Here is a 12,509-nt window from a genome sequence, read left to right as displayed (position 1 = left end):
TCATAACGTCACGTGCATCGCGTCGCCTGCGGCGTCGAACAGCGCGCGTTCGGTGCCCGTCATCCAAACCTGTCCCCGCCCGGCCAGCCGCGCGAACAGCGCGGCGCGCCGAGCGGGATCGAGGTGCGCGGCCACTTCGTCGAGCAGCAGCACCGGCGGGCTACCGCGACGTTCCGCCACGAGTTCGGCATGCGCGAGGACCATGCAGAGCAGCAGCGCCTTCTGCTCGCCCGTCGAGGCAAGCGCCGCGGGCGCCGCCTTGTCGACGTGCGTCACCGACAGGTCGACGCGGTGCGGCCCGACGAGCGCGCGGCCCGCCGCCGCGTCGCGCGCGCGGCCGTGGCGCAGCGCCGCGGCGAATGCGTCGGCGTCGTCGCCCCAGCCCTCGAGCGTGATCGACGCGCGCGGGAAATCGAGCGCGGGCGCATCCTGCAACCGTTCCCCCAGCGCCGCTACCGTGGTCTGCCGCGCCGCGTCGAGCGCGACGCCGTGGCGCACCATCTGCGCCTCCAGCGCGTCGAGCCAGGCGGGTTCGGGGTTTTCATCAGCCAGCAGCCGGTTGCGGTCGCGCATCGCGCGCTCGTAGCGCTGCGTCTCGCTCGCGTGGCCCGGCAGCAGCGCCAGCGTCAGCCGATCTAGAAAGCGCCGCCGCTCGCTCGCGGGCTCGACGAACAGCCGGTCCATCGCCGGGGTCAGCCACAGCACCGACAGCCGCTCGGCAAGCGCGGCCGCACTCGCGTTCGCGCCGCTGACGCGCACCACCCGCCGCTCGGGCGCGCTCGCCAGCGTACCGGTCGCGATCTCGACACCGTCGGCGAGCGTCGCGGCGACCCCGAACCCGCCCGGACCGTCGCTGCGCGCCATCTGCGACAGCCCGGCGCGGCGCAGGCCCCGTCCCGGCGCCAGCAGCGATACCGCCTCGAGCACGTTGGTCTTGCCGGCGCCGTTGTGTCCCGTCAGCACGACGAACCCGCCCGCCGGCTGCAATGCCAAGTCCGCATGGTTGCGAAAGTCAGTGAGCACCAGCCGCGACAGCATCGCGTCGGTCCGTAGCGCGCTTTCATCGCCGCCGACACAGACAAACGCCGGCGCGGCGACCGGGGTGGTTCACCCGAACGCGCGACGAACGTCCACGCGCTCGCGCGGGCAGGTTCCGCGCAACCAACCACACCGACCGTCGATCGATGCGGAGGCCCTGAAATGCTCAGGCCGCCAGCCGTTCGGGCTCCGCTGCGGTGTTGCGTGCCTTTTGCGCGCTCAAGTACGATGCCATCGCCGGGCCGAGCTCGCGCTGCGCGCGGCGATACGCCACCGGCTCCTTGATGTTCAGCCGCCGCCGCGCCTCGTCGATCGGCTCGTGAAGCAATTCGAGGTAATCCTCGCCCGAAATCCATTTCGCCGCGCGACCGTGACGATAACCCTCGATCACCGCCTTGGAGAACAACGTTCCCTTGGTGACGTTCAGGCTCTTGAGCGAGGCTGCCGCGGCGATGAACGCCCAGCCGAGCCCGCCGACCTGCGCGTAGCTGAACGCGACCAGCGCCGCCTCGCCCAGGCTCTCGTCCGCCTGATAGCCCGTCAGCACGTGCCAGATGTCGTGCGTGTCGCGGATGCGCCGGCCCATCCAGGCGTAGGGGTGGACCATGTCGTCCTCGTCGGGGGCAAGCTTGCTCACCGCCACCAGCCCGTCGGCGGAATACCCCGTGCTCTCGAGGAAGTGCCGGTATGCCGCGCCGACCGTGCCGGGCGCGAAGCTTGCGACAAAGGCGGGGTCGGTGAAGCGCTCGGCCAGCTCGACGTGGTCCTGCGCGATGCGGCCGCCCTTCTCGGTCGCGATCAGTTTCGCGTAATTCTCGGGCGCATTGCCGACGTTCAGCGCGCGCATGATGCGGAACACCTGCTGCGTGTCGTCGCCGTTGTTCATCAGTTTCTTGATCGCGTCGATCGCGGTGCGCCAGTCGCGCCTGCCGTCGGTGCCGGGAAAGGGGGGAAGGGTAGCCATGGGTCGACTCCTTACTGACAAAGGTGTCAATAAGTCGTTTCCAAACCCCGGTCAACGCCTCGTCGGCGCGCGCTAGGCGGGCAGTTCGACCAGCGCGTCGTCCTCCACCGCGGGCTCGGCGCCGCGCCCGAGCAGCGCGGTGGTCGCGATGTCCATCGTCACGTTGCCGACGGTGCGGATGATGTCGGGTATCGTCTCGACGGCCACCAGCAGCCCGAGCGGGGCGACCGGTGCGCCGAGCGTCGCTGCCACCGGCGCGATTGCGCTGACGTAGCTGACCGTGCCGGGCAGGCTGACCGATCCCAATGACGTCAGCGTTGCGACGACGGTCGCGGTCGCGATCGTCCCGAACGTCAGCTCCACCCCGAACCAGCGCGCGACGTAGATCGCGACCGCCAGGTTCATCGCCGGTCCCGTCGCGCGGAACACCGCGACCGCGAGCGGCAGCGTCACCCCGCCGACGCGCACGGGCACGCCCGCCGCGCGTGTGCCTTCCAGCATCGCGGGCAGCGAGGCGAGCGAGGATTGCGTGCTGATCGCGACCACCTGCGCGGGCAGCGCCGCGCGCACGAACCGGCCGAGCGGCAGCCGCGCGCCGATCAGCGCGAGCGGATAGGCGAACAGCGAGACGACGACGCCGACCGCGACCACGGTCAGGATGTAATGCACCAGCGCGCCGAACGCGCCGGTACCCGCGCGCGCGCCGACCACCAGCGCGAGCGCGAACACGCCGATCGGTGCGATCCACAGCACCCAGTCGATCACGACCAGCATCGTGTCGCGCAGCGCGGTGAAGAACTTGGTCAGCAGGACGCGAAGCTCGGGCTCGATCCGCCCGAGCGCGAACGCGAACACGAGCGTGAAGATGATCAGCGACAGGAACGCATTGTCGCCCGCTGCCTTGACGACGTTCGAGGGCACGACGCCGGCCAGGAACTCACCCAGCGGCGGTACCTCGGGGATCGCCTGCGCCCCCGTCAGCGCGCCGCGAAGCGCGGCGGCCGATGCGGCGGGCAGCGGCACTAGCTCAAGAAAGAGCGGCGTCAGCACCGCGGCGGCGGCGGCCGAGCAGAAAAGCAATCCGACGTAGAGCGCGATTGCGCGTGCGGCGAGCCGCCCCGCCTTGGCGGCCTCCGCGGTGGCGGCGACCCCCGTCACCAGCAGCGATACGACCAGCGGCACGATCGTCATCTGCAGCCCGTGGAGCCACGCCGACCCGATCGGCTCCGCCACGCCCGCGACGCCCGGCACCCAGCCGGGGGCAAAGGCGGCGAGCGCGATACCGCCCGACAGTCCGACGACGAGCGAGAGTAAAATTCGGGTCGCCTGCGACATTATCGCCCTTTTCACCGCCAAACGTTATGGAGCCCGTTAGCGCGAAGCGGATGGAAGGCGTGATGGCAAGAAAGTATTTCGGCACTGACGGCATACGTGGGCTTACCAATGCGGGTGCGATGACCGCCGAAATGGCGATGCGCGTCGGCATGGCGGCGGGCCGCCACTTCCTGCGCGGGCAGCACCGCCACCGCGTCGTGATCGGCAAGGACACGCGCCTGTCGGGCTATATGCTCGAAAGCGCGCTGCAGGCGGGCTTCACTTCGGTCGGCATGGACGTGACGCTCGTCGGCCCGATCCCGACGCCCGCGGTCGCGATGCTGACCGCGTCGATGCGCGCCGACATGGGCGTGATGATCTCGGCCAGTCACAATCCGTTCGGCGACAACGGGATCAAGCTGTTCGGCCCCGACGGCTACAAGCTGTCCGACGAGGACGAGGAAGCGATCGAGGCGCTGATCGACGCGAGCGACGTGACGCTCGCACCCCCCGCCGAGATCGGCCGCGCGAAGCGGATCGACGACGCGCGCGGCCGCTACATCCACTTTGCGAAAACGACGTTCCCCGCCGACCTGCGCCTCGACGGGCTGCGCGTCGTCGTCGATTGCGCCAACGGTGCGGCGTACAACGTCGCGCCCGAGGCATTGTGGGAACTGGGCGCGGAGGTGATCTCGATCGGCGTCCAGCCCAACGGGCTCAACATCAACGACAAGATCGGCTCGACCCACCCCGCCGCGCTGTCGGCCAAGGTGCTGGAAACGCGCGCCGACATCGGCATCGCGCTCGACGGCGACGCCGACCGCCTGATCGTCGTCGACGAACGCGGTCGCGTGGTCGACGGCGACCAGTTGATGGCGACGATCGCCGAAGGCTGGGCGCGCACCGGGCGGTTGAAGGGCGATGGCCTGGTCGCGACCGTCATGTCCAACCTCGGGCTCGAACGCCATCTGGCGGCACGCGGGCTCGGTCTCGTGCGTACCAAGGTCGGCGACCGCCACGTGCTCGAACATATGCGCAGCAGCGGCTATAATGTCGGTGGCGAGCAGTCGGGGCACATCATCCTGTCCGATTACGCGACCACGGGCGACGGCCTCGTCGCCGCGCTTCAGGTGCTCGCCGAGGTCAAGCGCGCCGACCAGCCGGCGAGCGAGGTGCTCCACCGCTTCGAGCCCGTCCCGCAATTGCTCAAGAACGTCCGCTTCGCGGGCGGCAAGCCGCTCGAGCACGAGGCGGTAAAGGCCGAGATCGCGCGCGCCGAGGCCGAGCTCGCGGGCACCGGCCGGCTCGTCATCCGCCCCTCGGGCACCGAACCCGTGATCCGCGTCATGGCCGAGGGCGACGACCGCGCGCAGGTCGAACAGATCGTCGACGCGATCTGCGACGCGGTCCGCCGCGCGGCGTGAGCGTCGCATCCCGGCCGCTTCGTGCGGCCGGGACCTTCACTCGTTCCTGAGCCACCGGAAGATGCGCGCGGCCAGGAACCCCGACACGATGCCGGGCGCTGCGAGCAGGCACGGCAGCATGAACGCGATGAAGATAATGCCGAAGAATGCTGGTCCGTCGCCGCCATCGGGGACGTTCGGCGGCCGCGTTTTCACCGCCACGATGAACCACGCGAACAGGCCCAGGCCGCCGATCAGCGGAATGGCCGGCAGGATCGTCGCCGCGACCGCGAAGACCCAGACCGGATGCTCGAACCGCAGCACTTTGGCGACCAACAAGCTGAACGCGACGGGCGCGAGAATGATCGCGAACGCCCAGATCAGCAGCGTGGTCACGCCCCCGCGCCGCCGTACAGGAACGGCAGCGTCGCGTAGCGCCGCCCCCGGGTCATCCGCGTGACCTCGTGCAGCAGCGAGCAGGAAAAGACGATCGCGCCGCAGCGGGGCGCCCGGTAGGTGCGCGTGCCGAACTCGGGAAAGCGCAGGTCGCCGCCGTCGTAATCGTCGTTCAAGTTGATCGTGACCGCGAAGCGGCGATGTGCGGTCGCGGGGGTCGTGTTGTCGCGGTGCGGCGCGAAATGCGCGCCGTCGCCGCTGTCGTAGCACGAGACGAGATAGCGCTCGATCTCGGTCGGGCGATATTGGAAGCAGCGCTCGATCATCGGCACCAGCCGCCGCATCACCGCCTGGCGCAGGTAGAGCTGCAGGTCCGCGTCCTCGATCAGATAATCGCGCCGGCGCTTCACCGCGTGGTTCTGCACCTCGACCGTTCGGTCGCCGACCTGGCGCATCACGCCCGACTCGCGCCCGCCGTCGCCCGCGTGGCGCGCGATCAGTTCGGCGGCGTAGGCCGGGTCGACGATGTTGGGCAGGACCAGCGCGGGGGCGTCGGCCGCGACCGGCTCGGCGTCGCGCTGTTGCCGCAACGCCGCGATCGCCGCCGCAGCGGCGCTAAGTGGGAACAGCGCGGTGACGCGCAGCGACGGGTCGAGCAGCAGCCAATAGGGCTGGAGCGTCACACCGGTCGCACCGTCCGCGACGACGCCGTAGGCGCGGCTGACGCGCTGGTCGGCATCGACGAAGATGTGCATCCCGGCGCGCTGCAACGCGACCACCTGCGGGTTCGTCGCGTCGCGCCCGTCGATCGTGACGCCCAGCACCGCGAGACGCGCGTCGGCGAAGATCGACGGGTCGGCCTGCAACACCCCCAGCGCCGCCGCACAGGCGGGATGCGCCGCGGTGCCGAACAGCAGCAACAGCACGTGCCGCCCGCCCGCCTTGTCGAAATCGGCGCCGGTCGCCTGACCCAGCATCGGCGCGGTGAACCACGGCGCGGGCTCGCCGATGGTGAGCGTGGGGGGCGAGATCGTGGACATGGGTCGGGTCGGGCCTGCGAACAACGCCTCGACTTGTAGTCGGCGCCCGCGCCAAGTCCATCCGCGGCCAAGGTCGCGGTGCCCGCACCTTTCTCCGTCTCCCCGGTCCCACTTTCCCGGACGCGCGCGCGTCGCTATCTCGCCCCCATGCTCGAAATGCGCCCCGACTGCGAACGCTGCGGCGTCGATCTGCCCGCCGACGAGGGCGGCGCCTTCATCTGCTCGCTGGAGAATACCTTCTGCGCCGATTGTGCCGACGCGCTCGACGAACGCTGCCCCGATTGTGGCGGCGAATTGCTCGACCGGCCCGCGCGCGTCGGGACGCTGCTGAAGCGGCATCCCGCCTCCACCACGCGCCACGCCCGCGCGCATTGACGCCCGCCCGGCCGACGCGACGCGCATGACGATCCCGCGCATCCTGATCGTCGCCGGCTCGGATTCGGGCGGCGGCGCGGGTATCCAGGCCGACATCAAGACGGTGACGATGCTGGGCGGCCACGCGATGACCGCGGTGACCGCGCTCACCGCGCAGAACACGCTCGGGGTCGAGCACGTCCACCCGGTCCCGCCCGCCTTCGTCGTCCAGCAGATGGCCTGTGTCGCCCGGGATATCGGCGTCGACGCGGTCAAGATCGGGATGCTGGGCGGCGCGGCGATCGCCCACGTGGTAGCCGACGAACTCGCCTCCGGCCTGTACGGCGACCTGATCGTGTTCGACCCCGTGATGGTCGCGACCAGCGGCGCCGCGCTCGCCGACGAGGCGACGATCGCCGCAATGCGGCGGCTCGCCGCGCTCGCGACGCTGGTCACGCCCAATCTGCCCGAGTTCCGCGTGCTGTGCGGGCGCCCCGACCTGCCCGACGATGCGGTGGAGGACGAAGCACGCGCCTATGCCGACGAAGTCGGCGCTCATGTGCTGGTCAAGGGCGGGCACGCCGCGGGCGACACCGTGGTCGATCGCCTGATCGCGCCCGACGGGACGGTGACGCGCTGGTCCGCGCCGCGGATCGACACGATCCATACCCACGGCACCGGTTGCACGCTGGCGAGCGCGATCGCCGAGGGGCTGGGGCGTGGCCTGTCGCTGGTCGACGCGGTCGCGCGTGCGCGCCTGTTCGTGCGGCTCGCGCTGCTCGAGGCGCCCGGACTGGGTGCGGGGCACGGGCCGATGGGGCACGCGCTGGTGCGCGACGTGCCGGGCGCGCGTGCGTCGCTCAATCAGGTCACACTGCCCGCCACCGACCACGCGGCGAGCGTCGCCTTCTACGAGGCGCTCGGCCTGACACGCATCGTCGACAGCGGCGATCGCTACGCGCGTTTCGAAACCGGCGGCGGCACGACGCTCTCGGTCGAGGCCGCGGACGAGGTGGCCAACGCCGCGATTGTCTATCTCGAGATCGCCGACCTCGACGGCGCGGTCGCCGCCGCGCGCGCCGCGGGGATCGCGGTCACCGATCCGGTCGACCAACCGTGGGGCTGGCGTGAGGCATCCCTCATCGATCCCGCCGGCAACGCGCTGCGGCTCTATACCGCGGGCGAATATCGCCGCTTTCCGCCGTGGCGCGTCTGATGCCCCGCCCCAGGCCCCATTCCAAACCCGATATCAAACCAGGTCTGCGCCACGAAAAGCTCTGCCTGCCCCCGGTCGCGGGGGTCGACGAGGCGGGCAGGGGCCCGCTCGCCGGACCCGTCGTCGCCGCGGCGGTCGTGCTGCCCGCCAGGGGTGTCCCGCGCGGTATCGACGACTCGAAAAAGCTGCCCGCCGGCGAGCGTGCGCGGCTGCACGATCGCCTGATGGCGTGCGCGATCGTCGGCATCGGCGTGGTCGAGGCGGACGAGATCGACCGGTTGAACATCTACTGCGCGACGATGAAGGCGATGACGCTCGCGGTCGACCGGCTCGCCGCCGTACTCGGTCACGCGCCCGGTCACGTTCTGGTCGACGGCAACCGCCTGCCGCGTTGGAGCTACGCCGCGACGCCGATCGTGGGTGGCGACGCGGTCAGCCGCTCGATCGCCGCTGCCTCGATCATCGCCAAGCACACGCGCGACCGGATCATGATCGCGCATGCCGAAACCTGGCCGCATTACGGCTGGCATTCGAACAAGGGCTACGGGTGCGCCGCGCACCTGAAGGCGCTGCGCGAGCATGGCCCCGCGCCGATTCACCGCCGCAGCTTCGCGCCGGTGGCGCAGGCCGAACTGCCGTTCGCGTTTGTCGCCCCGGGTGAGTCTTCCGCGCCACACCACAACGGCTTGAGTCCGCCGCCCGCGGTTTGACTCAACATCTGCCCGCGGTCCGGCTTCGTTCCGCCGCCGCGCGGACTCGGTTCGCGGCGTCGTCAACGAACGACGCTTGACGGATTCGCGCTTTCCCGCACGATAGGGGCCGTTCAAGGGGTTCCGGTTATGGGTGTGTTAACGAAGGTCGCGCGGGCCAGGCGCGCGGCTGGCGACGAGGAGTCGGTCCTCCCGCTCGACCAGATCGTGATGGGCGATTGCGTTGCCGCGATGCGCGCACTGCCCGCGAAGTCGGTCGACATGATCTTCGCCGACCCGCCCTATAATCTCCAGCTCGGCGGCGATCTCGCGCGGCCCGACGGCAGCCACGTCGACGCGGTCACCGACGAGTGGGACAAGTTCGACAGCTTCGCCTCCTACGATGCGTTCACCCGCGCGTGGCTTGCAGAGGCGCGCCGCATCCTGAAGGACGATGGCACGCTCTGGGTGATCGGCAGCTACCACAACATCTTTCGCGTCGGCGCGGCGGTGCAGGATCTGGGCTATTGGATCCTCAACGACATCGTCTGGCGCAAGGCCAATCCGATGCCCAATTTCCGCGGCACGCGCTTCACCAACGCGCACGAGACGCTGATCTGGGCGTCGAAGGCGGAAAAGGCGAAATATACCTTCAACTACCGCAGCATGAAGACCCTGAACGACGAGCTGCAGATGCGCTCCGACTGGGAATTCCCGATCTGCGGCGGGCAGGAGCGGTTGAAGAAGGGCGGGGTGAAGGTCCACCCGACGCAGAAGCCCGAGGCGCTGCTCTATCGCATCCTGCTCGCCAGCACGAAGCCCGGCGACGTCGTGCTCGATCCCTTCTTCGGCACCGGCACGACGGGCGCCGTCGCCAAGCGGCTCGGCCGACGCTGGATCGGGATCGAGCGCGAGCTCGGATACGTCGACGCCGCGATGGAGCGGATCGCCGCCGCGCTGCCGCTCGACGAATCGGCGCTCGCGACGATGCAGAGCCCGCGCAGCGCGCCCAAGGTCGCGTTCGGCGTGCTGGTGGAGAACGGCCTCCTCACCCCCGGCACCGTCCTCACCGACGCGAAGCGCCGCTTCGCCGCGACCGTCCGCGCCGACGGCAGCCTGCTGTCCACCTGCGGGGCTTCGGGCTCGATCCACAAGCTCGGCTCCGCGTTGCAGAATGCGCCGGCGTGCAACGGCTGGACCTTCTGGCATCGCGAGATAGCGGGCACGCTCGAGCCGATCGACGCGGTGCGCCAGACCTACCTGCTCGCGACGCAGCCCTAGGCCTCCGCGATGCACCTGCGCCCGGTCCAGTTCGTCGACACCCCCGCGGCGCACGCAGACGGCGCGGTCGCGCGGCTCGCGGGCGGGATGCAATGGTTCGCGGCCTATGAGGTGCGCGACGGCGGAGGGCGCCACATCGTGCCCGTTGCCGCGATCGCGGGGCTGGGGGAGCGTGCCGCGATGCTCCACGCGCGCGTCACCGCAGCCCGGCCGGCGTGGCAGCTCGGCGCTCGCACGCTCCGCTTCGATCAGCCGCAGGTGGCAGGCATCCTGAACGTCACCCCCGACAGCTTCTCCGACGGGGGCGCCAACATGGACGATCCCGCCGCCGCCGCGGCCGCCGGGGTGGCGATGGCCGCGGCGGGGGCGGCGCTGATCGACGTCGGCGGCGAATCGACCCGCCCCGGCGCGCCGTTGGTGTGGGAAGAGGACGAGGCCCGCCGCGTCGCGCCCGTGATCGAACGGCTGGCGGGCGCGGGCGTGCTCGTCTCGATCGATACGCGCAAGGCCGCGGTGATGGATGCCGCGCTCGCCGCGGGGGCGGGGATCGTCAACGACGTCGCCGCCTTGTTGTGGGACGATCGCGCGCCCGCGATCGTCGCGCGCAGCGGCGCGCCCGTCATCCTGATGCATTCGCCCGACCCGAAAACGGGTCCGCACGGCGGCAGCGGTTACGCCGATGTCGTGACCGAGGTATTCGACTGGCTGGAGGCGCGCATCGACGCGGTGGTAGCAGCGGGCGTCGACCGCACGCGGATCGCGGTCGATCCCGGCATCGGGTTCGGCAAGTCGCTGTCGGACAATCTGGCGCTGCTCAACAACCTGTCGATCTTTCACGCGCTCGGCTGCCCCATCATGCTCGGTGCCAGCCGCAAACGGTTGATCGGTGCGCTGTCGAACGAGGCGCCGGTGGCCGAACGGCTCGGCGGATCGGTCGCGCTCGCGCTCAAGGGGGCCGAGGCGGGGGTTCAACTGCTCCGCGTCCACGACGTTGCGGAAACGGTACAGGCACTGCGCGTCTGGCGGGGCCTGCGCGATCGCGCGCTCGTCGGCTGACCGTGACCGCCACGTTTCGGTTTCGTTGACCGCGCCCGATCGGGCCGTTTCAATACGTTTCTCGGCGATCCATCTTGCACTAATCATGCATCCGTTTCGGGCGATGCTGGTTACAGGCGCGTCATGATCGTCACTTCCGTACCACGCGCCAAGCAGATCGCCCTCGAGGTCTGGAAACCGCTCACCGTCCTGTTCGTCTGGGACGTGATCGTCACCATCATCTACATGCAGTTCCCGTTCCGCGCGCCGTCACTGCCGCTGACGCTGTTCGGATCGGTGCTCGCGCTGTTCCTCGGCTTCCGCGTCAATTCCGCCTATGATCGCTGGTGGGAGGCGCGCACCTTGTGGGGCGCGATGATCAACGCGTCGCGCAGCATCGCACGCGCCGCGCGCAATTTCCTGCCCGACCCGGAAGCGCGCGACATGAAGCGGACGATCGTCCTGCGCCAGATCGCCTACGTCAACGCGCTGCGCTGCCAGTTGCGCAAGCAGGCCGTCGACGAGGTCGTCCTCAAGTATCTGTCGGAAGACGAGGCGCATCCCTCGCTCGAGCGGACGAACGTCGCTAACGGTCTGCTCGACGGCACCGGCCGCCGCATCGACATCGCGCGCCGCAACGGCTGGATCGACACGATCCAGCAGACGCAGATGGAGGCGGTGCTGGTCGACATCGCCAACGCGCAGGGCGGGATGGAGCGGATCAAGAACACGCCGCTGCCCAACCAGTATCGTTTCCTGCCGACGCTGTTCACCCACGTCTTCGCGATCCTGCTGCCGATCGGTTTGGTCGAGACGCTGGGCTACGCCACCCCGCTCGGCTCGACCGTCGCGAGCCTGATGTTCCTCGCGGTGCTCGCAATCGGCGAGGATCTGGTCGATCCGTTCGCCAACACCGTTCACGACGTGCCGCTGACGGGGATGTGCCGCACGATCGAGATCGATCTGCTTCAGGCGATCGGTGACGAGGCGCCCAAGCCGCTGCAACCCGAAAAGGGCGTGCTGTGGTAAGCTACAGCGTATAGCCGCCGTCGCAGACAAGCGTCGCGCCGGTGATCAGCGCCGCGGCGTCCGACAGCAGGAACGCGACCTGTGCCGCGATCTCCGCAGGTTTGGCATAGCGGCCGAGCGGGGTTGCCATTGCCGCCAGTTCCGCGAACGCCGCGTCGCGCCCGATCTGTGCGGCGCGATCGGCGAACATCGGCACCGCGTCCCACACCGGCGTCTCGACCCCGGCGGGGGCGACCGCATTGACGCGAATGCGGTCAGGCGCGCCTTCCTTCGCGGCGACCTTGACCAGATGAAGCAGCGCCGCCTTCGACGCGCCATAGGCCGAGACGCCCGGCTCGGGCTTGATCCCGGCGGCCGAACCCGTCGCGACGATCGCGCCGCCCGTGTCCTTCATCGCGCGCATCGCGGCACGAAGCGTCAGGAACGCGCCATCGAGATTGACCGAGACGATCCGCTGCCACTCGGCGAACGACAGCTCGGCGATCGCCCCCGCCCCCGCGACGCCCGCGTTGATGACCGCAGCGTCGATCCCGGCGAGCAGCGGGGCGGCGTCGTCCCACATCGCCTCGTCGCGCACGTCGCCGATCAGCCGGTCGATGCTGACGGGCAATTCGATCCGCGCCAGCGCGTCGGCGTCGCGGTCGACCAGCACCACCCGCTGCGCGCCATGCGCCGCCAGATGTTGCGCGCAGGCGAGCCCGATGCCCGATGCAGCGCCGGTGATGGAGGATGTGCGTCGCCATGCGGCCA

13 protein-coding genes are annotated in these 12,509 nt (G+C 70.1%); 7 read left to right on the top strand and 6 right to left on the bottom strand.

The window, feature by feature from the left end; all coding sequences use genetic code 11:
• From recF to KZ810_RS13530, 3 genes are all read right to left on the bottom strand, one after another.
• Positions 1-1,038, bottom strand: coding sequence for a DNA replication/repair protein RecF (gene recF, locus KZ810_RS13540; RefSeq protein WP_219769643.1), 1,038 nt, complete (start codon positions 1,036-1,038; stop codon positions 1-3).
• Positions 1,039-1,204: 166 nt separating this feature from the next.
• Positions 1,205-2,002: a Coq4 family protein gene (locus KZ810_RS13535; protein WP_219769642.1), complete on the bottom strand. Its 798-nt coding sequence runs from the start codon at positions 2,000-2,002 to the stop codon at positions 1,205-1,207.
• Positions 2,003-2,074: 72 nt separating this feature from the next.
• On the bottom strand, positions 2,075-3,337 hold the full coding sequence (locus tag KZ810_RS13530) for a dicarboxylate/amino acid:cation symporter (RefSeq protein ID WP_219769641.1): 1,263 nt from the start codon (positions 3,335-3,337) through the stop codon (positions 2,075-2,077).
• Positions 3,338-3,399: 62 nt separating this feature from the next.
• On the opposite strand from KZ810_RS13530, the gene glmM reads away from it, so the two are divergent.
• Positions 3,400-4,740 carry a phosphoglucosamine mutase gene (gene glmM, locus KZ810_RS13525; protein ID WP_219769640.1) on the top strand — a complete coding sequence of 447 codons (1,341 nt, stop codon included), beginning with the start codon at positions 3,400-3,402 and terminating at the stop codon, positions 4,738-4,740.
• A 36-nt stretch (positions 4,741-4,776) separates the two neighbouring features.
• Here the strand turns inward: glmM and KZ810_RS13520 are convergent, their stop codons facing one another.
• Positions 4,777-5,115: a hypothetical protein gene (locus KZ810_RS13520; protein WP_219769639.1), complete on the bottom strand. Its 339-nt coding sequence runs from the start codon at positions 5,113-5,115 to the stop codon at positions 4,777-4,779.
• The gene (locus KZ810_RS13515; RefSeq protein ID WP_219769638.1) at positions 5,112-6,155 is read right to left on the bottom strand and encodes a 2OG-Fe(II) oxygenase; all 1,044 of its coding nucleotides are present in this window, start codon (positions 6,153-6,155) and stop codon (positions 5,112-5,114) included. The genes KZ810_RS13520 and KZ810_RS13515 overlap by 4 nt, the downstream gene beginning before the upstream one ends.
• A 147-nt stretch (positions 6,156-6,302) precedes the next feature.
• Here KZ810_RS13515 and KZ810_RS13510 point away from each other — a divergent pair, with 147 nt between their 5' ends.
• From KZ810_RS13510 to KZ810_RS13485, 6 genes are all read left to right on the top strand, one after another.
• Positions 6,303-6,530 (top strand): DUF1272 domain-containing protein, encoded by a 228-nt coding sequence (locus tag KZ810_RS13510; protein WP_219769637.1) that lies wholly within the window; start codon positions 6,303-6,305, stop codon positions 6,528-6,530.
• A 25-nt stretch (positions 6,531-6,555) separates the two neighbouring features.
• Complete coding sequence (thiD, locus tag KZ810_RS13505; protein ID WP_219769636.1) at positions 6,556-7,725, top strand: bifunctional hydroxymethylpyrimidine kinase/phosphomethylpyrimidine kinase; 1,170 nt, start codon at positions 6,556-6,558, stop codon at positions 7,723-7,725.
• Entirely contained in the window at positions 7,725-8,435 is a 711-nt protein-coding gene (gene rnhB, locus KZ810_RS13500; RefSeq protein ID WP_219769635.1) for a ribonuclease HII, read from the top strand. Before thiD ends, rnhB begins: the two co-directional genes overlap by 1 nt.
• Positions 8,436-8,564: 129 nt before the next feature.
• Positions 8,565-9,695, top strand: a complete 1,131-nt coding sequence (locus tag KZ810_RS13495) for a site-specific DNA-methyltransferase (RefSeq protein WP_308461555.1) — start codon at positions 8,565-8,567, stop codon at positions 9,693-9,695.
• Positions 9,696-9,704: 9 nt separating this feature from the next.
• Positions 9,705-10,751: a dihydropteroate synthase gene (gene folP, locus KZ810_RS13490; RefSeq protein ID WP_219769634.1), complete on the top strand. Its 1,047-nt coding sequence runs from the start codon at positions 9,705-9,707 to the stop codon at positions 10,749-10,751.
• A gap of 123 nt (positions 10,752-10,874) precedes the next feature.
• A complete protein-coding gene (locus tag KZ810_RS13485) occupies positions 10,875-11,759 on the top strand; it encodes a bestrophin family protein (protein WP_219769633.1) in 885 nt (294 codons plus the stop codon).
• Between the two features lies 1 nt (position 11,760).
• On the opposite strand, the gene KZ810_RS13480 is transcribed toward KZ810_RS13485, so the two are convergent.
• Positions 11,761-12,462 (bottom strand): SDR family NAD(P)-dependent oxidoreductase, encoded by a 702-nt coding sequence (locus tag KZ810_RS13480; RefSeq protein ID WP_373369169.1) that lies wholly within the window; start codon positions 12,460-12,462, stop codon positions 11,761-11,763.
• Positions 12,463-12,509: the final 47 nt, after the last annotated feature.

It is taken from the genome of Sphingomonas citricola (assembly GCF_019429535.1).
In the GTDB taxonomy this organism is placed as follows: domain Bacteria; phylum Pseudomonadota; class Alphaproteobacteria; order Sphingomonadales; family Sphingomonadaceae; genus Sphingomonas; species Sphingomonas citricola.
The sequence above is the reverse complement of the archived record's forward strand: the minus strand, read 5'-3'. Positions and strand labels throughout refer to the sequence as shown.

Coding starts and splice junctions, on each gene's coding strand:
- recF (WP_219769643.1), bottom strand. CDS start 1,038: ATGCTGTCGCGGCTGGTGCTCACTGACTTTCGCAACCATGCGGACTTG.
- KZ810_RS13535 (WP_219769642.1), bottom strand. CDS start 2,002: ATGGCTACCCTTCCCCCCTTTCCCGGCACCGACGGCAGGCGCGACTGG.
- KZ810_RS13530 (WP_219769641.1), bottom strand. CDS start 3,337: ATGTCGCAGGCGACCCGAATTTTACTCTCGCTCGTCGTCGGACTGTCG.
- glmM (WP_219769640.1), top strand. CDS start 3,400: ATGGCAAGAAAGTATTTCGGCACTGACGGCATACGTGGGCTTACCAAT.
- KZ810_RS13515 (WP_219769638.1), bottom strand. CDS start 6,155: ATGTCCACGATCTCGCCCCCCACGCTCACCATCGGCGAGCCCGCGCCG.
- KZ810_RS13510 (WP_219769637.1), top strand. CDS start 6,303: ATGCTCGAAATGCGCCCCGACTGCGAACGCTGCGGCGTCGATCTGCCC.
- thiD (WP_219769636.1), top strand. CDS start 6,556: ATGACGATCCCGCGCATCCTGATCGTCGCCGGCTCGGATTCGGGCGGC.
- rnhB (WP_219769635.1), top strand. CDS start 7,725: ATGCCCCGCCCCAGGCCCCATTCCAAACCCGATATCAAACCAGGTCTG.
- KZ810_RS13495 (WP_308461555.1), top strand. CDS start 8,565: ATGGGTGTGTTAACGAAGGTCGCGCGGGCCAGGCGCGCGGCTGGCGAC.
- folP (WP_219769634.1), top strand. CDS start 9,705: ATGCACCTGCGCCCGGTCCAGTTCGTCGACACCCCCGCGGCGCACGCA.
- KZ810_RS13485 (WP_219769633.1), top strand. CDS start 10,875: ATGATCGTCACTTCCGTACCACGCGCCAAGCAGATCGCCCTCGAGGTC.